This is a genomic window from Pedobacter nyackensis (assembly GCF_032678475.1).
GTDB classification, from domain to species: domain Bacteria; phylum Bacteroidota; class Bacteroidia; order Sphingobacteriales; family Sphingobacteriaceae; genus Pedobacter; species Pedobacter nyackensis_A.
Genome location: NZ_JAVTSF010000002.1, coordinates 168,817 through 190,596, shown reverse-complemented (window position 1 = coordinate 190,596; position 21,780 = coordinate 168,817). Strand labels below are relative to the sequence as shown.

19 protein-coding genes are annotated in these 21,780 nt (G+C 39.8%); 10 read left to right on the top strand and 9 right to left on the bottom strand.

What is annotated here, in order from left to right; genetic code table 11:
* Positions 1-37: 37 nt before the first annotated feature.
* The 6 genes from R2Q84_RS08410 (at position 38) to R2Q84_RS08385 (ending at position 9,049) form a co-directional block, all read left to right on the top strand.
* Complete coding sequence (locus R2Q84_RS08410; protein WP_316816098.1) at positions 38-2,035, top strand: RagB/SusD family nutrient uptake outer membrane protein; 1,998 nt, start codon at positions 38-40, stop codon at positions 2,033-2,035.
* A gap of 18 nt (positions 2,036-2,053) precedes the next feature.
* Positions 2,054-3,085 (top strand): DUF5017 domain-containing protein, encoded by a 1,032-nt coding sequence (locus R2Q84_RS08405; protein WP_316816097.1) that lies wholly within the window; start codon positions 2,054-2,056, stop codon positions 3,083-3,085.
* 38 nt (positions 3,086-3,123) lie between these two features.
* Entirely contained in the window at positions 3,124-4,395 is a 1,272-nt protein-coding gene (locus R2Q84_RS08400; protein ID WP_316816096.1) for a glycoside hydrolase family 88 protein, read from the top strand.
* Between the two features lie 296 nt (positions 4,396-4,691).
* Complete coding sequence (locus R2Q84_RS08395; RefSeq protein ID WP_316816095.1) at positions 4,692-5,543, top strand: helix-turn-helix domain-containing protein; 852 nt, start codon at positions 4,692-4,694, stop codon at positions 5,541-5,543.
* A 69-nt stretch (positions 5,544-5,612) separates the two neighbouring features.
* On the top strand, positions 5,613-6,173 hold the full coding sequence (locus tag R2Q84_RS08390; protein WP_316816094.1) for a DUF417 family protein: 561 nt from the start codon (positions 5,613-5,615) through the stop codon (positions 6,171-6,173).
* A 464-nt stretch (positions 6,174-6,637) separates the two neighbouring features.
* Positions 6,638-9,049 carry a glycoside hydrolase family 3 N-terminal domain-containing protein gene (locus R2Q84_RS08385; RefSeq protein ID WP_316816093.1) on the top strand — a complete coding sequence of 804 codons (2,412 nt, stop codon included), beginning with the start codon at positions 6,638-6,640 and terminating at the stop codon, positions 9,047-9,049.
* A 236-nt stretch (positions 9,050-9,285) separates the two neighbouring features.
* Here the strand turns inward: R2Q84_RS08385 and R2Q84_RS08380 are convergent, their stop codons facing one another.
* Genes R2Q84_RS08380 through R2Q84_RS08370 form a run of 3 tightly spaced genes read right to left on the bottom strand, consistent with a single transcriptional unit; the run spans position 9,286 to position 11,868 of the window.
* Positions 9,286-10,275, bottom strand: coding sequence for an MlaD family protein (locus tag R2Q84_RS08380; protein ID WP_316816092.1), 990 nt, complete (start codon positions 10,273-10,275; stop codon positions 9,286-9,288).
* A 4-nt stretch (positions 10,276-10,279) separates the two neighbouring features.
* Entirely contained in the window at positions 10,280-11,050 is a 771-nt protein-coding gene (locus R2Q84_RS08375; RefSeq protein ID WP_410478418.1) for an ABC transporter ATP-binding protein, read from the bottom strand.
* Between the two features lie 8 nt (positions 11,051-11,058).
* Positions 11,059-11,868: an ABC transporter permease gene (locus tag R2Q84_RS08370; RefSeq protein ID WP_316816090.1), complete on the bottom strand. Its 810-nt coding sequence runs from the start codon at positions 11,866-11,868 to the stop codon at positions 11,059-11,061.
* A 223-nt stretch (positions 11,869-12,091) separates the two neighbouring features.
* On the opposite strand from R2Q84_RS08370, the gene R2Q84_RS08365 reads away from it, so the two are divergent.
* The 3 genes from R2Q84_RS08365 (at position 12,092) to R2Q84_RS08355 (ending at position 13,860) form a co-directional block, all read left to right on the top strand.
* Positions 12,092-12,760 carry a class I SAM-dependent methyltransferase gene (locus tag R2Q84_RS08365; protein WP_316816089.1) on the top strand — a complete coding sequence of 223 codons (669 nt, stop codon included), beginning with the start codon at positions 12,092-12,094 and terminating at the stop codon, positions 12,758-12,760.
* A 103-nt stretch (positions 12,761-12,863) separates the two neighbouring features.
* Complete coding sequence (locus tag R2Q84_RS08360; protein ID WP_316816088.1) at positions 12,864-13,229, top strand: hypothetical protein; 366 nt, start codon at positions 12,864-12,866, stop codon at positions 13,227-13,229.
* Positions 13,230-13,332: 103 nt separating this feature from the next.
* Positions 13,333-13,860 (top strand): ferritin, encoded by a 528-nt coding sequence (locus tag R2Q84_RS08355; RefSeq protein WP_316816087.1) that lies wholly within the window; start codon positions 13,333-13,335, stop codon positions 13,858-13,860.
* A 243-nt stretch (positions 13,861-14,103) separates the two neighbouring features.
* Here R2Q84_RS08355 and R2Q84_RS08350 read toward each other — a convergent pair whose 3' ends face one another.
* Together R2Q84_RS08350 and R2Q84_RS08345 are read right to left on the bottom strand one after the other, a co-directional pair.
* Entirely contained in the window at positions 14,104-15,225 is a 1,122-nt protein-coding gene (locus tag R2Q84_RS08350; protein ID WP_316816086.1) for a lipid II:glycine glycyltransferase FemX, read from the bottom strand.
* A gap of 99 nt (positions 15,226-15,324) precedes the next feature.
* Positions 15,325-15,906 carry a thymidine kinase gene (locus R2Q84_RS08345; RefSeq protein WP_316816085.1) on the bottom strand — a complete coding sequence of 194 codons (582 nt, stop codon included), beginning with the start codon at positions 15,904-15,906 and terminating at the stop codon, positions 15,325-15,327.
* 98 nt (positions 15,907-16,004) lie between these two features.
* Here R2Q84_RS08345 and R2Q84_RS08340 point away from each other — a divergent pair, with 98 nt between their 5' ends.
* Positions 16,005-17,108, top strand: coding sequence for a hypothetical protein (locus R2Q84_RS08340; RefSeq protein ID WP_316816084.1), 1,104 nt, complete (start codon positions 16,005-16,007; stop codon positions 17,106-17,108).
* Here R2Q84_RS08340 and rodA read toward each other — a convergent pair.
* The 4 genes from rodA to mreC are packed head-to-tail and all read right to left on the bottom strand — an operon-like array spanning position 17,105 to position 21,690.
* Complete coding sequence (rodA, locus tag R2Q84_RS08335; RefSeq protein WP_316816083.1) at positions 17,105-18,376, bottom strand: rod shape-determining protein RodA; 1,272 nt, start codon at positions 18,374-18,376, stop codon at positions 17,105-17,107. The two genes, R2Q84_RS08340 and rodA, sit on opposite strands and share 4 nt — an antisense overlap.
* Positions 18,373-20,346 (bottom strand): penicillin-binding protein 2, encoded by a 1,974-nt coding sequence (mrdA, locus tag R2Q84_RS08330; protein WP_316816082.1) that lies wholly within the window; start codon positions 20,344-20,346, stop codon positions 18,373-18,375. The genes rodA and mrdA overlap by 4 nt, the downstream gene beginning before the upstream one ends.
* A complete protein-coding gene (mreD, locus tag R2Q84_RS08325) occupies positions 20,346-20,861 on the bottom strand; it encodes a rod shape-determining protein MreD (RefSeq protein ID WP_316816081.1) in 516 nt (171 codons plus the stop codon). Before mreD ends, mrdA begins: the two co-directional genes overlap by 1 nt.
* Positions 20,854-21,690, bottom strand: coding sequence for a rod shape-determining protein MreC (gene mreC, locus R2Q84_RS08320; protein WP_316816080.1), 837 nt, complete (start codon positions 21,688-21,690; stop codon positions 20,854-20,856). Before mreC ends, mreD begins: the two co-directional genes overlap by 8 nt.
* Positions 21,691-21,780: the final 90 nt, after the last annotated feature.

Sequence of the window (21,780 nt, the reverse complement as noted above, 5' to 3'; positions counted from 1 at the left end):
TATGAAATTTAAACATTCACAGAAAAAACGAATTCAAATGAAAAAGTTATTATTCTCTATTATATTACTAAGTCTCGGCTTAAGCTCTTGCAAGAAGTTTTTAGACACTGTACCTACTGATCAGCTGCTCACAAAAGACTATTATGATTCAGAAAGCAAGCTAATGGGGGCTTTGGCCGGTCTGTACTTCCCTTTGGAAGAAGGTGTTATGTATGGTGATTTTTTAAACTCTACCTATAATATATCAGATGAGGCTTTTTATCAAAGAAATACACAAACTACTGGTTTGGGGGTTTATAATTTTGATTATGCTGATACACAGATTGGTAATCTTTGGAAACAATGTTATATCGGTATAGAAAGGGCTAATCAACTTATTGCCAATATCGATGTTGCAGTGATGGATGAAGAAAGACGCAAACCGATTTTAGGCGAAGCACTATTTTTGCGCGGTTATTATTACTTCATACTGGTAAGTAATTTTGGTGATGTACCACTCAAAACTGAAGCTACAAAATCTCCCTCAGCTGAGGATGTACAGGTAGTGAGGACGCCTATGAGAGAAGTTTATGCCCAGATTTTAAAAGATATGGAAACGGCAGAAGGACTTACCAGCAAGATATCAGATCTGGGGTTCAGTGGCCGTGTTTCCAAAACTGCCGTTCAGGGAATTTTGGCCAGGGTATGCTTAACAATGGCAGGTGAGCCTTTAAAGGAGGTAGCAAGGTACAATGATGCAAGAAAATGGGCTTTGGAAGTAATGAAATCTGGCGAGCACAGACTGAACCCCAGTTACAGACAGTTGTTTATCAATATGCACAATGACCTTTATGATATTAAAGACAGCATGTGGGAGATAGAGTTTAAAGGAAATGGTGCCGATGGAAGAGGTTCGAATGGAAGGTTAGGAAATACAGGTGGAATTCAGATGCAGAAAGCAACAGATGTGGGACTCAAAATTGGATATTCTTATGGGTTTTTACATGTAACAGAGCGATTGTTTAACTTGTTTCAGCCGGGCGACTTGAGAAGGGACTGGAATTTAGCTCCTTTTGGATATATCACTAGTTACACGGATAGGTATTATTATAACTATTATACACCGGCACAAATATATAACCGTGATGCAGGGAAGTTTAGAAGGGAAGCCTATGTTTTGGATAACAAAAACCAGAATACTACCCCTATTAATTACCCTGTTTTGAGGTATTCAGACGTGTTACTGATGTTTGCAGAAGCAGAGAATTATTTGAACGGGCCTACCGATTTGGCTTACGATGCAATTAATCAGGTGAGAAGAAGAGCATACGGATTCGCTACAAATGCCTCAGGGATGTCGGTTTCTGTAGTAAACAACATCAACGTGGATCCATCAGGTAATACAGGCTATCTTAATACCTTAAATAACATCCCTGTAACCATAACTGGTGGGGGCGGCACGGGTGCTACAGCAGAAGCAACAGTTAGTGTGAGAGATGGAAAGGTAACCGCTATTGCTGTTTTGAATGCGGGTACCGGATATACTTCTGTTCCTGCGATTACAATTGGTACCGCCTGGGAAGCAGGTGTGGAGTATCAGGAAAATGCACAGGTGTTTTTTGGAAATAACTTGTATACCGTTACCACTAAAGGAACTTCTACCAATACTGCACCTACTCATTCAAGCGGTGCTTCATCAGCCGCCAGTACAGGTGCTGTATTTACGCGTGTGGGTGCACCGGCCAAAGCTACTGCGACCATAGCACATTCTGTTGTCGATTTGAGTGGTTTGACGAAGTCAACTTTCCAGCAGGCAATCGAGGACGAACGTTCCATGGAGCTTTGTTTCGAATCACTAAGAAGGCCCGATCTAATTCGCTGGGGTAAGTTTGTGACTACAATGAATACTGTAGGTGTTGAAATCAGAGAAAATGGTGGTGGTTTTTCGTATGGTGGATTAGGTGGTTCAAACGTACAGGCTAAGCACGTATTACTCCCGATTCCAGCCGCAGAAATTACAGTGAATAAAAAAGCAGTTCAAAATTCAGGTTGGTAATATTTTAATATAGAAATCATGAAATTTTTAAATATAGGCATATTGGCGGGCATGTTAGTGTTGACAGCCTGCGACAAAACACTTGAAGAGAAACAGGTAACACTTGATGTGATCAGTACAAATGTAAAAGGACAAACAAGTAGTTCTTTTACCGAGAACGATACGATTGTTTACAAATTTAGCGGGCTGCACGAGGTGATTACTTATTACTCAGGAGAGCCCGGTAAAAGGTATGAATTTAAAGATCGTACGTCTGCAAAAGGAACTCCAAAACTAAAGTTCAATTCACAAAGAGCAAATGGAGCTCAGGCAAACGCTTTAAAACTGTTGATATCGTCTGATTTCCAAGGGGTAGTGGCAAAGTCTAAAACATCTAAGGGTGTGGTAACTCAGGATACCGCCGGTACGATGGCTAATATATTAAAAGCTAACTGGAAAGATATTACCGATCGCGCCGCCTGGCCAACAAATACTGCGGTATTAAATTCCGGTGATATTGACTTGTCAGATTTTGCAGACCAGGGTAAGCCGGTATTTATCGCTTTTAAATATAAAGTTGCTGCCGGTACAGCTCAGGATAAGTGGACAATTTCGACACTTTCGTTAAACAATTATCTGCCAGACAATAGCGTGTATACGCAGGCAAATTTTGCTGCCGCTAACCAAAACATTACGAACTATGGTGTAAACATACCTGGCTTAGGTTGGTTGAGTACATTTGATCCGGATAATAATGTGAAGAAATACAGATGGGTATACACTGCTGCTATTGGAACAGGAGGTTCACTGGTTATTACCGGGGCTGCAAATGCACCGGCCGCCACAGATGCTGCGGAGGCTTGGGCTATAATGGGACCTATAGATTTGCGTAAGGTTAGTCCGGATGCAGGTTCGCCAATTAAAGACATCAATAAAATCCTGGAAAGTTATTCAGTTTTGCCTACTTACAAAGAAGGTGAGTATACCGCGACTTTTGTGGCGTCAAATACTACTGTGAAGGGTACTTCTGTTGCAGTGAAGCAATTGCCAGTTAAGATTACCAAACCCTAGTTTATAATTATAATATTTATTACATCAAAATAACACAAATGGAATTAAAGAATCCCAAGAAGACAAGACAATATCTGCTGATGATAGCAGCGCTGGTGGTTACTGTTTCTACATCTTCTTACTTATGGCTTGCGCCCAAATCAGAGTTGCTTAAGAAAGATTTTGCAGTTGCAGAAAAGCAATATAGTCAGCTGTTAAAAACTTCGACAGATCTCACCCAGTTTCCCCGCACTACTAATGCGGACGGCTCTGTAAGGAGTACTGATATCTGGGATTGGACTCAGGGATTTTTTGCCGGGGGGCTATGGTATATTTATGAATATACTGGTAAACCTGAGTGGAAAGCTGCAGCTACAAAATGGACAGAAGCTTTAGAACAGGCCCAGTTTTTAACGCAACACCACGATGTAGGTTTTGTGATGTACTGCTCTTACGGTAATGCCATCAGATTTGAAAAAGATCCAAAAAAGATAGAACAATATCACAAAATATTGATCCAGTCGGCCGAGTCAGCGCTAACTCGTTTTGATCCTAAAGTAGGCTTGATCAAATCATGGAATAAAAAAGCTTCATGGGATAAAAAAACAGTTTGGCAATTCCCGGTAATTATTGATAACATGATGAATCTGGAGATGCTTTGTTATGTATCGAAACTTACAGGTAATCCTAAATACAAGGACGTAGCCGTAAGCCATGCTTTGAATACGATGAAGAACCACTTCAGGCCTGATTTTAGTACCTACCATGTGGTGGATTATGCACCTGATGGTAAAGTACTTCATCAACAAACAAACCAGGGGTATTCGGATAATTCTACCTGGGCCAGAGGGCAGGGATGGGCTATTTATGGGTTTACCATGATGTATCGTGAAACTAAAGACGCACGTTTTTTAGAGGCTGCCCAAAAGGCGGCAGACTTTTATATCAATCACCCTAATTTGCCCAAGGATAAAATACCTTTTTGGGATTTCAATGCAGAGCAAAAAGGTTATACACCTGATTTCGACTATAATGCCAACAAGATATCATACATCCCTCGTGACGCTTCTGCGGGGTCACTAACAGCTTCTGGCTTATTAGAATTAAGCACTTTGGTTAAAGATGGAAGTAAGTATTTTAAACAAGCGGAGCTGATGTTGAAATCACTCTCTGGTGATAAATATTTAGCTAAACCAGGAACAAATGGCGGGTTTATTTTAAAACATTCAGTAGGGAGTCTTCCTCATAAATCTGAAATCGACGTGCCTTTGGTTTATGCAGATTATTACTTTTTGGAGGCTTTGTTGAGGTATCAGAAGATTAAAAAATAAAAAATAACCGTTCTCTTCTGCGACTGGCATCTTTTTCTGAAGGGAAAAAGCGCCTGAGTTCGCTTCAGAGAAGGTAATTTTTTTTCTCAAATCATCCATGTAAACAATCCGGAACGAGCTCTTCGTTCCGGATTGTTTTTTATTTCGTCTTGGAAAGACATGGTTTATCATCTTTGCTTACAGACTAAAACAGTGATTTTAGTTGAGACGCAAACTTCAAGCGTCTTACCTATATTTAATTGGTATATTGTAGCCATTAAATTGATTAGAAGAGGTTAGGTTTCGTATAGATTTTAATGATGATTAAAAGCCCGGATGTTTATAAGGATTGTTCCGTATTGGAAAACAGCGTTGAGGTCATCAATCGTATGCCGCCTGATCAGTTTTATCACATTCATTTGTTTAAGGGGAATGGAAACGTAAATGTCGATCTGGTAGATTTTGACTTTGATGGTAACATTGTGTTATTTACAACGCCATATCAGAATATTCGTTTTGAGGTTGAGCAAGACTTAAAAATACGGACATTACTGTTTCATGGCGATTTTTACTGTATAGAATATCATAAAAAGGAGGTAGCCTGTAATGGACTTCTATTTAATAACATTTATTCCCGTCCATTTATAGTTTTGAATGATGATGAATACACAGAGATGCATGTGCTTTTTGATAAGCTTGCTGCGGAATTGAGCTTTGAAGATACTTATTCTGTAGCTGTGGTCAGGGCTTATTTGCAGTTGATGCTTGCTTTAAGCAGTAAAGTTAAAATAGGGGATAAGATTGTTCCCGGAGAGGAATTTTTACAGCACCCTATCAATCAGTTTAAAACATTGTTGGACGTATATTTTAAAAAGGAACGTTCACCATCTTTTTATGCAGAGCAACTGGGGATTGCGTCAAATACATTTTCGAAACAGTGTAGGACTTACTTTTTACGTTCTCCGTCGCAAATTATACAGGACAGGGTAATTCTGGAAGCGAAAAAGTTAATTCATCTTACTTATAAAAGTATGAAAGAGATTGCAGCGGAACTTAATTTTGACGACGAGAATTACTTTAGCCGCTATTTTAAAAAGCACACTGGAATTACACCAACTACATTTCGTGAAAACGTTGGTATATCTGTGGTGGCAGATTTGTCCAGATAATATCCATATCTGTCCATTGTAAAACAGAGTCTGTTCATTCATTTTTGTAATTAAACAATTTGAATGTATATGTTAACTTTTTTAGCACAGTTGCAGCGGCAATTTTTTAATTTTATGCGGATCGCCATTTTTATTGTAATGGCCTGGATAGGCGGGTTAAAAGCTTTTCAATATGAAGCTGATGGTATTATCCCATTTGTAGCGAATAGCCCGGTAATGAGTTTCTTTTTACATGAAAAGTCGCCAGCGTATAAAAAGTATAAAAATAAAGAAGGCGAAGTGGTAGAGAAAAATATTGAATGGCATAAAAAGAATGGTACTTATGTATTTTCTTATGCTCTGGGTACAGTAATCGTAATTATTGGTTTGCTAACGCTCTTTGGTATTTTTAATGATCGCATGGGGCTCTTAGGTGCTCTTCTCACTTTTGGCATGTCGCTGGTTACACTTAGTTTTCTGATTACGACACCGGAAACATGGGTGCCTGATTTGGGTGGTCCTGAACATGGATTTCCCTATTTGTCGGCAGCCGGTCGTTTGGTGATCAAGGATGTGATTATGATGGCAGGGGGATTACTTTGTGCATCAGATAGTGCTGTAAGAATACTTAAAACCGGCCCGGTTGAGTAAGGGACTATCAGTCGCAGTTGATAATGATATTACGCTCTAATCATCAAATTCAGGTGATTGGAGAAAAAAAATAAAAATAATTTGTGGGAATAAAAATAAATTCCTATCATTGTGGTGAGAGCGTTAATTTAAAGCGGTACTGGTCAGATGACTAGTGCCGCTTCTTTTTTTCGGATGTTTTTTTGAGGGTTAAAATGTCTTTTTAAACTCTTTCACTATACCTATATACTCATTTGTTGAGCCCAGTCTCCTGGCTTCAGAATAAAAACTGATATAATAATATGCTGAGTGCCCCCACACATAGTTCACACATTCTTCACAAAAAGGTACCTGTTTGTGGATTTGGTGTGAAGGAACTGTGTAGAGCATGTGAAGAGGGCTAAAATAGTTTAAGCAATAGCCAATTTTTATTTAACCTAAACAGTTAAATTAGGAGCTCCTAATTATTTAAGTATTTCTAACTGATGATAAAATACAAGCTATTTGCGCTGGCATCCCTGGTTTTTCTAGGTGGGGTCACTTATGCACAACAGAAGAATATCTACCATAAAGGCTGGGTTGATTTTAACAAAAATGGTAAAAAGGACATTTTTGAAGATCCATCCAAAACGATTGACGCAAGGGTGAAGGATTTACTTAGCCAAATGAACCTGGATGAAAAGACTTGTCAAACGGCAACGCTATATGGTTATGGCAGGGTGCTCAAAGATGAAATGCCGACCGCAGAATGGAAGACTAAGATCTGGAAAGATGGTATCGCTAATATAGATGAGGAATTGAACAGTTTACCTTACAACAAAAAGGCGTTAACTGAGTATTCTTTCCCTTTTAGCAAACATGCTAATGCAATTAACACTGTACAGAAATGGTTTGTTGAAGAAACCCGTTTAGGTATTCCCGTAGATTTTAGTAACGAAGGCATTCATGGGTTGTGTCATGACCGGGCGACACCATTTCCCGCTCCTGTAAATATTGGTAGTACATGGAATAAAAACCTGGTGTACCAGGCTGGAAGTATTGTTGGTCGTGAAGCAAAAGCACTTGGTTACACGAATGTTTATGCTCCAATTTTGGATGTAGCGAGAGACCAGCGTTGGGGGAGGGTAGTGGAGTGCTATTCCGAAGATCCTTATCTGATTGCTGAACTGGGTAAACAGATGACCCTCGGTATACAGGGACAGGGAGTGGCGGCTACACTAAAACACTATGCGGTGTATAGCGTGCCTAAAGGTGGAAGAGACGGGGAGGCCCGGACAGATCCGCATGTTGCACCAAGGGAAATGCACGAAATGTTTCTGTATCCTTTTAAACGTGTGATCCAGGAAGCTAAACCTATGGGTATCATGAGCAGTTATAATGACTGGAACGGTGAACCTGTAACTGGTAGCTATTATTTTTTAACGGAACTTTTGCGTAAACAGTATGGATTTGATGGTTATGTAGTTTCCGATAGCGAGGCTGTTGAATTCCTGTCGGGGAAACATCATGTGGCAGGAGATTATAAAGAGGCAGTAAGACAATCTATCCAGGCAGGATTGAATGTGCGTACGCATTTTACCATGCCCGAAAATTTCATCTTACCTTTAAGAGAACTGGTGAAAGAAGGGGCTATATCCATGAAAACTCTTGATGAGCGGGTTGGAGATGTGTTAAGGGTGAAGTTCAGATTGGGATTATTTGATGACCCTTATGTAAAAGATCCTGCTTCAGCAAATCAAAAAGTACATACTAAAGCAGACGAAGAGATCGCTGTTCAATTGAATCGGGAGTCAATGGTGCTGCTTAAAAATGAAAAGAACCTGTTGCCATTAGACATCAATAAATACAAAAATATATTGGTTGCGGGTCCGTTGGCAACAGAGGTGAATTATACGACCAGTAGATATGGACCTTCAAATAATCCGGTTGTCTCCATTTTAGATGGTATTAAAGCTTTTGCCGGCAAGACGTCAAAAGTGAACTATATAAAAGGCTGCGATGTGATTGATGCAAAGTGGCCGGAGAGTGAGATTATCCCTGTAGAATTAACAGCAGGCGAGCAGCAACAGATTAATGCTGCTGTGGCAGCAGCAAAAGCCGCAGACGTCGTGATTGCTGTAGTTGGAGAAACTGATAACGAGGTGGGAGAAAGTAAATCAAGAACAGGGCTAAACCTGCCTGGTCGGCAACTCTTATTGTTACAGGCTTTACATGCTACAGGGAAGCCAGTAGTGATGGTCATGGTAAACGGACGTCCGTTAACCATCAACTGGGAGAACCGTTATTTACCAGCCATTCTTCAGGCAGGGTTTCCAGGGCCTTCGGCAGGAAGAGTTGTTGCGGAAACCTTATTTGGTGAAAACAATCCAGGCGGTAAATTAACCATGACTTATCCAAAATCAATTGGCCAGATTGAGCTTAACTTTCCTTTTAAACCGGGCTCGCAAGCGGGACAAGGTAAGAATGATGATCCGAATGGAAATGGGAGGACAAGAGTTTTAGGTGCGCTGTATCCTTTTGGATATGGATTAAGCTATACAAATTTTGAATTCAGTAACTTACAGTTAAGCGCAACGGAAATCCTTCAGCAGGCAGATATTCAAATTAGTGTTGATGTGAAAAACATGGGTAGTGTTAAGGGCGATGAAGTCGTACAATTATACCTGAAAGATTTAGTAAGCAGTGTAACTACCTACGAATCGGTATTAAGAGGATTTGAACGGGTAAGTCTGTTGCCGGGTGAAACTAAGACCGTAAAGTTTAGCCTGCACCCTGACGACCTTGCTATCCTCGACAAAAATATGAACTGGACTGTTGAACCTGGAAAATTTCAGGTTATGATCGGTAATTCCTCAGAAGATATCAAACTTAAAAAGGAATTTACCGTAATCCAATAAAGATTCATACGTAGTTATAAACCAACATGCCTGGTCCTACACAATTACGTTTACCCCGTATGTATTTCCTTCTTGCTTAAATACAAAAATTACCTTCTCTGAAGAGCATTGGAAAATTTTTTCAGTAGCTTCTATTTTCTTTGCCTTCAAGATTGCTTCGCAATTTGTCCTTCTTCAGGACAAAAGGTTCCCGCGATGAAGAGAACGGTTATTTTTGTCCGTTAATATTTTGAACATTATTTTTGTGGATTTGCTGCCGCCGCTTCAGCTTTAGCTTTCTTTTTAAAGAACCCTCTCAATAAAAAGTTGTGTTGAAGCGCCTCCATATTTTCATCCAGTTTCTTACTACTGGTTTCCAGGTTTTGCATAATCCCTTTTATATGATCAGCGGTTTTCTGGTCATTGATTAACAATCCTACGGCGTTATCTGTCTGATTAAACTTAGCTGTCGCTTTGTTCAGATTTTCGGTCATAGCAGAAGCTGATGCCGCCGTTTTCTGTAACTCAGTTACTGATTGCTGAAGTTTCGCAAACACAGCAGTGTCGGTCATTAATTTATCAGCAAGCCCTCCTTTAGTATTTAAAGTTTTTGTAAAGGTATTCATCTCGACAGCCATTTTGTTGGCCGATTCAGTTGTCGTTTTCAGATTTTCTACAATGGCTTTAAAGTTCTTAGCGATTTCTTCATCCGCAAGTAAAGCACCTGCAGCTCCTTTACCATCAACCAGGTTCTTGGCTAATACTTTAAAGTCTGAAGTTACATCAACCAGGTTTTTGTTGTTCACCTGGAAGGTTTTCATAATATCGTCTGTCGAAAGTGTATTTGCAACCTGTAGCTGGTCGCCATCTTCTACAAAAGGAGATTTTGGCGTTCCACCTGTTATAACTACAATTTTATTTCCAATTAATCCGTCGGAACTGATACTGGCTGCGGCATTCTTATGAATATATTTATGAGCATCCTCTTCAATATTCATGAAAACCTGTACTTGAGAGATGCCATAGAATTGTATCTTTTTGATGGTACCAATTTTAACGCCTGAAAACCATACATTGTTTCCGGCCTTTAAGCCTTGAATATCATTAAAGACTGCATTCACAGTAAAACTTTTTACAAAAGCTTTTCTCTGGCTTCCGAGGGTAAATACCCCTAAAACGAATATAACAAGGCCCAGAAGTATAAATACACCTACTGTTATTTGTTTACGGTTGTCTGTTGCTTGCATATGATTACTTAATAAAATTATAGTCGTAAAAAGGTTTCACCCTTTCGTCGCTTGTGTTAAAAACTTCTTCAAATGTGCCGATGCGCTGGAATTGTCCATCTAGCAGCATGGCGACCCTATTGCCAACAGCTTTGGCACAGGTAAGGTCGTGGGTAATTACAATAGAACTGGTATGGAAACGTTCCTGAACTTCGTTGATCAGGCTATTGATTTCCAAACAGGTGATGGGGTCTAGTCCTGCTGTGGGCTCATCATACAACATAATCTCCGGCCGTAGGATCAGTGTGCGGGCAATACCAATTCTTTTTCTCTGTCCTCCGGAAAGTTCGGAAGGCATTTGATTAATGGTTTGTAGCAAACCCACCGCATCCAGCATTTCCTCAATAGCGAGGTTAACTTCAGCTTTGCTGAGGTTTCTTTGGTTTCTTACCAGTGGGAATTCCAGGTTTTGTCGTACCGTCATACTGTCGTACAAAGCACTGTTTTGAAAGGAGAAGCCAACTTTTAGTCTGAGTGCCAGTAACTCTTTATAGGTTATCTGATCAACGTATTGGTTTAGTACTTTTACTACACCTGCATCAGGTGTAAGCAGGCCTACAACAATTTTTATGAGTACTGATTTTCCCGTTCCCGATTTTCCAAGTACAACAAGGTTTTCACCTTTATATAAATCCAGGTCAACTCCTTTGAGCACATGGTAATTACCAAATGACTTATTAAGGCCATTGATCTCAATTACTTTGGCTGTGTTTTTAGTTAGTGGTTTTACTTCCATCATGATGATTAGCTCCTGAATAAACCAAAAAATTGAACTGAAACTACTTCTTCAATGAAAATAAGAAACATTGCAATTACTACGGCCGAGTTAGCTGCTTTACCTACGCCTTCTGTTCCTTTTGATGAATTATAGCCCTGGTAGCAACCTACCATGCCTATTGTAAATCCAAACAGTACTGCTTTTATTGTTGAAGCTGTAATGTCAAGGAAGGTGATTTGTTCTAATGAGGATTGAAAAAATGCTTTTGCACTGGTGCCTTCGCTTAAAGAAACATTGAGTAATGCGCCCAGCATTCCTACCATAGCAGTATAAAATGTAAGAATAGGAATGGTAATGGTAGCGGCGAGTACACGGGTGGTAACCAAAAATTTAAAGGGGTTGGTTGCAGATACTTCCATTGCATCAATCTGTTCTGTTACGCGCATGGACCCTAATTCAGCACCGATACTTGAACCTACTTTTCCTGCAGCGATCAGGCCTGTAAGTAACGGCGCGAGTGTTCTGAGTAAGGCAATACCTACCAATGAGGGCAACCATGAAGTTGCGCCAAATTCTGATAAGGATGGACGTGATTGTTTTGTAAATACAATACCGGTAATAAATCCTGTTGTAGAAATGAGTAGGGCTGAGCGGTAACCAATTTCATAACACTGTCTGAAAAGCTCTTTAACTTCATATGGAGGAAGAAATCCTTCTTTGAAAAAGCGCGCTATGAACTTGTAAACATCGTATAACGTTAAAAACATGCGGGCCAGTTTACCCGGGCCCTTAACTTCTTCTTCGGGTATGGATGGATTTTCAGCTTTGTTCTCCATGAATAAGGCTTAATATCATAATTATCTTTGTAGAGGTCTTATAAATGCACAAGGTTTTCTCGTTATAAAATGATACTATCAAACCTTGAGCCATAATTTTGTAAAGTTAGTTCTTGCATTATAAATTCAATGTAATTTTATAAATCAGCAGACGCTTTTCTTTTATTTAGAATGATTATAAAATGATAGATTTGTAATAGAGGTAAGCGCTATTTAAAGAAATATGATGAATAAATTAGATGAAACGCAGTTAAAACACATTGCCAGTCAGCTTGGTCGGCCGGAAGGAGCAGATGGGATTTTAACCGCTGAGCGCATGGCGCACACGAATAACAATATGACAAAAAGTGCTGTTGCCTTGCTGGCGCTTGCTGAAGGAGATATAGTACTTGAGATAGGCCCTGGAAACGGTACCCATTTAAAAGATTTGATGCAGATTGCATCTGATATACGTTATTATGGTGTAGACATTTCTGAAACCATGGTTCTTGAGGCTAATAAAGTAAATGAGGCCATAGTAAAAAGTGGAAAAGTTTCATTTGAGCTTACTGCGGCAGACCGTTTGAATTTTAAAGCTGATTTTTTTGATAAAATATTTACGGTAAATACGCTTTACTTTTGGCGGGATCCGGAAGCCTATGCAAGAGAAATACTTCGGGTACTAAAGCCAGATGGTCTTTTATGCCTGGCTATTGCTACGAAAGCATTTATGGAACAACTTCCTTTTACCAAATATAATTTTAAACTATATGATGCAGTTGCGGTAGAAGAGTTGTTGAGAAAAGCCGGTTTTTCTACTGTTGAGGTTATTGCGCAGAAAGACCTGACGACCAGTTATACAGGGGAACTAGTGGACCGGGATATTTTGCTTGTGAAAGCAAATAAGGCTTAAGGGAAGTACAGGATCAATTAAATGTGAAGAGTTTAAAAATCTTTCAGTTTGATTTGGAATAAATCTAAATAATAATCACCTTTGTATTAATTCAATTTAATAAATGCAAAATTTAACCATTCAGTCAACAGTCGATTTTCTTGAAGTGTTTAGTACTAAAGCGGGGGCTATTTATCAATCCGATGCTGAAAATTGCTGGTACATAGATTTTGCAGGTAAACTGGCCCGTTTTGACTACAGAAATATTCTGAAGTTGAAAAAAGCGGTTTACAATATTGATATTGAAGATTTGTTATTGAACAATGCAAAGTCTCCTGATGTGGAGATTCTATTTATCTGTGCCTGCGATCATTGCTATGTTTTGTCCTTATTGGAGATCATTGCGTTAAAGGAATTGCTACAAGGTACCTTTGTAATGTTGGAGTTAAACCATATCATTCAAGACCGTCTGCACCGTCTAATTATCTGATTACGCTAGAATTAGATTCTTTCCATATTATTCTTATTTTAAGTATTGTGATTACTTAGCTGTATTTTTGTATTAGAAAATACGAACTTAATACATATATCATATGAAAGACATTATGCGTGTTAAGTGTTTACTCTCATCAGATGTAGAGACACTTATAAACCAGCAAATAAAAAAAGAAGCGCATTCATCAGCAATTTACCTGTCAATGGCTTCATGGTGCAGTCGTAATGGCTACGACTTTTCTGCTGATTATTTCTTTGCACAGGCAGAAGAAGAAAGAATGCACCAACTGAAATTCTTTAAATACGTTTTAGATATGGGCGGTAATGCGGTTTCACCCGAAGTTACTCATGTTAAAGCTGAATACAATTCATTCCGTGAGGTTTTTGAGGAAGCTTTAGATCAGGAAATCAGCGTTACACAGTCTATTAAAAATATTGCAGCACGTTGCTATAAAGAGCAGGATTTTGTAACGATTGAATTCTTAAACTGGTTCTTTAAAGAACAAAGAGAGGAAGAGTATAAAGCAAGAAGAGCTGTTGAACTGTTTGATGTGATTGGTGAAGAAGGTACTGGCAGATGGCAGATCGACAAACATGTTGGTCAGATCAGCTATAGCGAAGCTTAATACATAGTTATTATCCCGGACTTCGGGATAGATAAGGCACTTACTTATGCAAAAGCAAAACAGTAGGTGCCTTTTTTTGTTTATAAAATATTCCCCTCAGGCCATGTCGAAGAAAAAGGATAAAAAGAAGAAAAAGGATAAAAAGAAAAAAGAGTGCTGTGAGAAGTATAAAGAAGGCAAAAGGTGTAAAAACTGCCCTAATGGTTGATTTGTATATCTTTTACGGTTTTATACTTTTTAGGGTTAAATGTGATAGCCCTGGCTGTGCATTTCTGTTGCAATGAACCTGTTGTATTGTTCGTTGTCGAGCGGGTAGTCCCAGCAACCCATTCTATGGTGTAATTGTCCTCCGAAACCAGTTTTGAACTTGTACAAACCGTAAAGTGGGTGCGAAGGGTCAGGTCTTGGGGCAACGCCAAACAAATCATATTCTATACAGCCACGTTCTTTTGCGATTTTCATGGCTTCCCATTGCAAGGCATAAGTTGCCATGTAATTTCGGTTCGTGGACGAAGAAGCTCCATACAGGTAGGTTCCGCGGTTGCCGGATATTACTAAGAACATAGCAGCCATTGGTGTTCCATCCAGTTCAGCAAGCAATAATTCTACATCGGCAGGAGAGGTCGTATCTTCAGCCCGAGCTGTTAATACGGTTTTAAAGTAGCTGATGTCATTGATGTGAATCCTGTTTCTGAGTGCTGTTTCCTTGTATAAGGCATACCATACATGCAGGTTTTCCATACCTACTTTTTTGACGGTGATCCCTTTTCTGTAGGAGAGGTTAATATTGTACCGTGTCTTCGGTTTCATCGCGTCCAATATGAGGCTGTTATCACGCTGTAGGTCCAGAAATATGGTATTAGATGGAAGGATGTCCGAATTTGCCTTCCTGAGGTTCCAGTTAACGGTGTCAAAATTAAAGCGGAATTCCTGGTATTTCTTTTCAGGAGGGCCATTCCAGTTCCCCAGTTCGTCAAAGCTGTCGCTTTCTTTGGCCCAGTGGGACTGCCAGGCCAGGTCGTATCGGATCAGAATACACCTGGATGGTAAGTAACTTCGTAATGATTCGGATAATTCTTCAAGGAACTTCCCCTGATACTCTTCGTGGGGCTCTATTTCGGGGCCATAAGGTACATACGCTACGGAATGTTCGTTGTCCAATGGTTGCAGCAATACCAGGAAATCCGCATTGGTATAGGTGTTTTTTAAAGCATTATTGTAAATGTTTCCATCTTCAACTTTAAAATTAAATGCTTCTGATTGCAGACCTTGCCTGGTTTTTACTTCAGACCAGAATGCTGTTTGCTGTATAATGGCTGTTTCGTAAACTTCTTTGATGTCTTTTTTCTCAATAACAATATTCATCTCATTTGCTTAACCTGCAAAGGACGGAAATATTACGTTGAGAAGCCAATATAAGGTGATCTATGGCAAGATTATGATAAGTCTTGTGTGAGGTTGTTTTTAGTCGATGTCGCCCAAATGGTAGCAATGTCTGCAACGTGGTTCATAACTGTCTTTTTCTCCTAAGAGTAGTCTGCTGGGGTTGGCAACAGTTCGGTAAGAATAAACTGCCGGACTTCCACAGCGAACACATACTGCATTGACTTTGGTTACCAATTCAGCAATAGCCATTAGTGCTGGTACAGGACCAAAAGGTTTGCCCATAAAATCCATATCCAGGCCAGCTACAATTACCCTTATTCCTTTTTGGGCAAGTTTATTACAAACTTCTGGAAGGTTTTCATCGAAAAACTGAGCTTCATCAATACCAACGACCTGGGTGTCGGCCTTTAACAGCAGGATGGCCGTCGAACTTTCAACAGGGGTAGATTCAATTGAATTCAGATCATGGGAAACCACAGCCATTTCATCATAGCGGGTATCGGTTTTTGGTTTGAAGATTTCTATCTTTAATTTAGCGATCTCTGCACGTTTCAATCTTCTCAGTAATTCTTCTGTTTTGCCAGAAAACATAGAGCCGCAAATTACCTCGATACTTCCGCAATACTCGCCTCGTCTGTAATTTTGTTCGCTGAATAACATGCTTAATAGGATTTTAGAGCCTGCTAATATCAGAATTTTGTAGTACTTTTGAAGGTCAAGTTATCAACATAAAACACCAATTTTTCCGTTATAAAACTATGATGAACCAAGAGGATATTTTTAGAAAAGTAGGACAGATCTTAAATGAACTTCAGGACCAATATGAGTTTTTGGCCCGAAATCCAAATCAACTCAATGAGTTAGAATTGGAGTTGTTTCTGGCAAATGCCAACTTTTTATCAGATCATGTTCAGATTGTAAAGAAAATCAACAGCCATAAACCTGTAAAAGTAATCCCTGAACATACGGAAGATCAGTCGCCTGTTGTCCTGGTTACACCGGTCGTAGCCGTTGAACCTATGCCAGAACCGGAGCCGGTAAAAGAGGTTGAGCTGGTAAAGGAGACAAATATGTCGAAAGAAAAAACATTGGAGGAACTGGAAGCAGAGTATGCTGCAAATGAGTTGGAGTTTACTGAAAAAGAACCTGCTCCTGTAGCTTCGGTTGTGGAGTTTGACGAAAAAGAGGAAGTACAACCTGAGCCGTTTAAGTTCGACTTTTTACTGAATGATGATCCTGCCAGTGATAAGTTCGAATTTGAAGAGCAATCTATTGAGCGCATTTTCGACAGACCACTAAGCAGAGAAGAGGAAGAGATTATTGCTCAAAAACAAAAGTTAAGAGATAGCCAGATGCGGTCAGTTGAAACAGTTGAAGAAGTTGTTGTACCTGATCCGATCCCAAGGGTGCAGGAAGTTAAACCTGAGCCTGTAAAATTGGTGTCTGAAGAGCCGAAGGAGCAAATTCCGCAATCACCTGTATCGCCTGCAGTTGTAATCGATACGCCAGTAGAAAAGATAACAAAGGAGCCGGAAGTAATTCAGGGCAGACCTACATTAAATGATTTGCTGGCTGGAAAAAGCAATTTTTCAAATAGCGTGAATGAAGATAATAACAAGACCAGTATAACTGATTTGAAACAAGCTATCAATCTGAACGAGAAATTGCTTTATATCAAAGATTTATTCAATGGTTATAATCTTGCATATGCAGAAGCGATTGAATTGGTTAATAAAATGCCTGATTTTAAAACAGCGGATAACTTTTTACAAAGTAATTATGCGGTTAAAAACAATTGGACAGCCAAACAAAGTACCGTGGATAAGTTTTATGAATTGCTAAATCAACGTTTCAGGGATTAAATAAAGCCCATTCTGTTCGAATCCAGTTTAAGGAAGATAAATAGTAATACTGTGAAACTCCATAGGGAGGAACCTCCGTAACTGATGAATGGGAGGGGAATCCCGATTACAGGGACAATACCTATGGTCATTCCGATATTAATAAACACGTGAAAGAAGATGATGCAGGCTACACAATACCCATAGACCCGGGAAAATGTGGAGCGTTGTCGTTCTGCAAGGTTGACAACCCTGAGCAGTAAAAACATGTATAAAGCAATTACCACGAAGCAGCCAACAAATCCCCATTCTTCACCAATTGTAGAAAAGATAAAGTCAGTACTTTGTTCAGGTACATAGCCATACTTGGTTTGTGTTCCTTCGCCAAAACCACGGCCGGTAAGTTGGCCGGAGCCAATGGCTATTTTCGATTGGTTAACGTTATATCCTGCGCCTTTAGGATCTGTTTTAAGGCCTAGGATCAATTCAATACGTGTACGTTGATGTGGTTGCAGTACATTTTCGAACATAAGCTTAGCGATGAACAAATAGCCGATGGCAGAAAGTGTGATGATTCCGATTATGATCATCCGCTGCTGTTTTTTCTTATTGAAATAGATGAACAATGCACCCAGTGCTAAAATTATGGAAATTAACAGCCAGGAAGTCAAATAAAGATTCAGGATGAACAACAATACCATACCCCAGAAAATAATTAGCCAATAGCCCGGTAAGCCTTCCCGATACAATGGAAACATAAAGGAAAGAAATACAAGCATAGAGCCAGCATCAGGTTGCAGCATGATTAAGCACATAGGCAGCACAATAATAGCTGCCGCAATTAATACAGGTTTTAGGGTAGTAAGCTTGGGGTTGAAAGAGCTAATGTACCTGGCCAGCAACAATGCGGTGCCAAACTTTGCAAGTTCTGAGGGTTGTAATCGAAAAGAATAAATGGGGATCCATGCTTGGTTACCACCCACATTACGTCCAATGACCAGTACAGCGAGCAGCAGCAGAATGGTGATTCCATAAATAATGGGAGCGAAGATGCTGAAAAACTTGGCATCTAGTAATAAGATAGAAAGTCCTAATATCAATCCTGTGATAATGAAAATAAGCTGTTTGCCGTAATTTGTTGCGAAATTAAAGGCTGCAGACTCCTCTTCAGTATGTGGGATTGATGCGTAAATATTCACATAACCGATAGCACAAAGCGCCACATAGATCAGGATCGTGATCCAGTCTACATTAAAGAAGAACCTGTTGCTGCTTTGCTGATTGTTCATTGTGTCCTTTGAATGGGTTTAACAGTCGTTTGAGTTGCTGAAGGTTGAGTATGTTCAGTGCGGGTTAACGTTGCTGGTGTTGTGGCTGGTTTTGTCGCAGCTGAATCTGTTGGTGTTGCTTTAGGCTTAAACTTTGCTTTTGGAGGGGCAGGCAGGATCACCTGCTTTTTCATCCATTCTACTTGTGCCAGTTTGTTTTTAGGTAAACTACCTTTAAGGTATTGTTCAGCAATATAACTAGCCATTGGCGCAGCGTATGTACTTCCATAACCTGCATTTTCTACAATTACGGCAATAGCAATTTTAGGATTATCTCTAGGTGCAAAACCGATAAATACCGAGTGGTTTTTACCACGTGGATTTTGTACAGTTCCTGTTTTACCACACATTAAGATCCCTTCAATACGCGACTGAATAGCCGTTCCCCAGGGAGCGTTTACCGCATCTTGCATCCCATCAATTACAGGATCGAAATGCCTGGCATCAACGTCTACATAATTCTTTTTTACGTATTCTTTTTTGATTACTCTATTCTTGCCAATCGCTTTTACCAGGTGGGGTTTGATATAATACCCGCGATTGGCGATGATCGCCATAATATTGGCCATTTGTAAGGGAGTCGCATCCATCTCGCCCTGTCCGATTGCAAGGGATATAATGGTTCCATGATTCCAGTATTTGCTGTATTTTCCCGAATAGTAGGCCGCATCATATAACCTTCCTGCCTTTTCAGATGGAAGGTCAATTCCTAGTTTTTCCCCTATACCAAACTTGCGCACTTTCTTCTGCCAATCGTCATACGCAACCCTTTGATTCGCATATTTACGTTGTGTAAGGAGTTTCTGAAATACATAGCAGGCATAGGTGTTACAGGACCGGGCAAGTCCCTTTCGCAAAGCGATGTTTCCGTCAACATGCTCACACTTCACCGTGTGGTTTCCTACTCTGAAATAACCCGGACAGTTGAACGTTGTATTCGGGTCAATCACTCCCTCCTGGAGACCAATTAATGCATCCAAAGGTTTAAAGGATGAGCCGGGGGAATAATATCCTTGTATAGGCCTGATGTTTAACGGGCGGTTAGGAGCCACTAGTAAAGACATATAGTTGTTGCCTTGTTGCCGTCCAACCATGAGGTTGGGGTCATAACTCGGGCTACTTACAAAGGCGAGAATTTCCCCCGAAGCAGGCTCTATCGCAACAATACTGCCTACTTTATTGTGCATAAGCTCTTCACCTAGTTTTTGTAGTTTAAGATCCAGAGAGGAAATCAGACGGTCTCCTGAAACAGCAGCAGTATCAAATCTTCCTTCTGCATAGCTTCCCTTAGGCACATTTTTGACATCGTACATCATGCGGACCACACCTCTTTCTCCTCTTAATAAAGTTTCATAGGATTTCTCAACTCCCGATTTTCCGATGTAATCCCCTGAGCGGTAATAGCCCCCCGAGTTTTTAATGTCTTTTGGTGTTACCTCTTTAATGTAGCCCAGGAAATGAGCTGCAACGCTATCAGGGTAATGCCTTATGGTTCTGCTTTGTACAAAAAAGCCCGGAAACCGGGAAAGCTGTTCAGATAAGGTTGCATAGGTATGTACTGACAACTGTCGTTCGAAAATACTAGGTTGATACCTGGATTGTGCTTTGGCTTTATTGAAGTTACGTTCAAAGCGTTTCATGTCAATGTCAATCATTTTACAGAGCGCCATGGTATCAAGAAGCGTATCTACCTGGTTTGGAATCACCATCAGGTCATAAACTGCTTCATTTTGTGCCAAAGGTTTTTCATGTCGGTCGAAAATAACCCCACGTGCCGGAAAGCTATAGATTTTTCGCAAAACATTACTTTCTGCCGAAATAAAGTATTTGTCGGTGGCTACCTGTATGTAAAAGAGTGTTCCAAGTAAAATTAAAGCAATAACAATGAATAAACCCTGTATAACATATTTTCGATTAAACAGTTTATCCATCAGCGCATTTTTCTATTATAGAATATGAATTCTATCAATACAACAGTAAACAAAGTAAATATAATGCTAAAAAAACATCTTAACAAGGTGTAAGAGAACTCTGCCAGGTTGAAAGTCTCTAAAAAGAAAAGTACAAGATGATGAGATAAGGTGCATAAAAATGCGTAGATGATGAACCATTTAAAACCCATATTACCCAGGGTAGGCTCGGGTTCATCGAAACCGTCACGGTTCATGGTTATCGAAATAAACAGGATCCTGACAAAAGCCAGGGTAACACAAGCTGCCGTATGTACACCAAGGGTGTCGTAAAAAGCATCCAGTGTTAGTCCGGTTACAAAAGCAATTAAGTACAACAACAGGTTCGGTGTGCCGAAAGGAATCAGCAACAGGAAAAGAATATATACAAATGGAGTTGCCATGTTGTAAAAACTCAAGCTCCTTAACAAAAGGATTTGAATTAATAGTAGTACAAACCACCTGACGATATTTATCAATACTAATTTGCTATTCATGGGGCAACTTTGCTTCTAATTCTTTTTGTTCGGCTGCGTATTTATCAAGGACAACATAGACGTACTGTAAGGTACTGAAATCGTTGAAAAGTTTTACTTCCACAGACATGAAGTTGTCACCTGTAGGAACGGAGGTATTGGTTACCGTTCCAACCGGAATTCCCGGTGGGAAATGTGAGAAGCCTGAAGTGACTATGGTGTCTTTAAGGTTTACCTTAAAGTGATTTGGAATTTCTTTTACATATGCTTTTGTGAAATCTGCATTCCCCACGCCCCAAACCAATATACCCAGCGCGTTGCTTTTTTGGAGATTAACGCTTATTTTACTGTCTTTATGTAATAACGACCGGATGGTAGCAAGATGTTCTGAAACATCCATTACAAAGCCCACAACACCTTTGCCAGGCGAAATCACTGCCATTTCCGGCGCAAGGCCATCGGCACGACCTTTATTAATGGTGATTACATTGTTACGCAATGTAATTGAGTTTTTAATAACCCGGGCGGAGAGATAAGTATACTGTGGGTTATTCAGGGTGTCCTTAACCACTACTTTCTTTGCCGAATCAATACTTTTTAATGCAAGCAGTTCTGTTTTCAGCCTGGCATTTTCAACAGCAAGGCTGTCGTTTACTGTTCCCAGATTAAGGTATTTCTTTAGTACATTCAGGTTCTGGTAAACTTCGCCAACTACTTCATTGGTAGAGTTTACGGTTACGCTGCGCTGGTAGGCATTGTTTTTTACAGTAAGAATAATACCTATTGCAAAAAATATAATGAATAAGAAAAATGCGTTATATCTGTTTATGAAAATCCAAAGGTTACGCATTTCGGTTACGGGTTATAAGGTTGGGTGTTGCGGGTTAAGGGTAATAGGAGCATAAATTGGCTCACAACCTATAACTCGCAACACGCAACT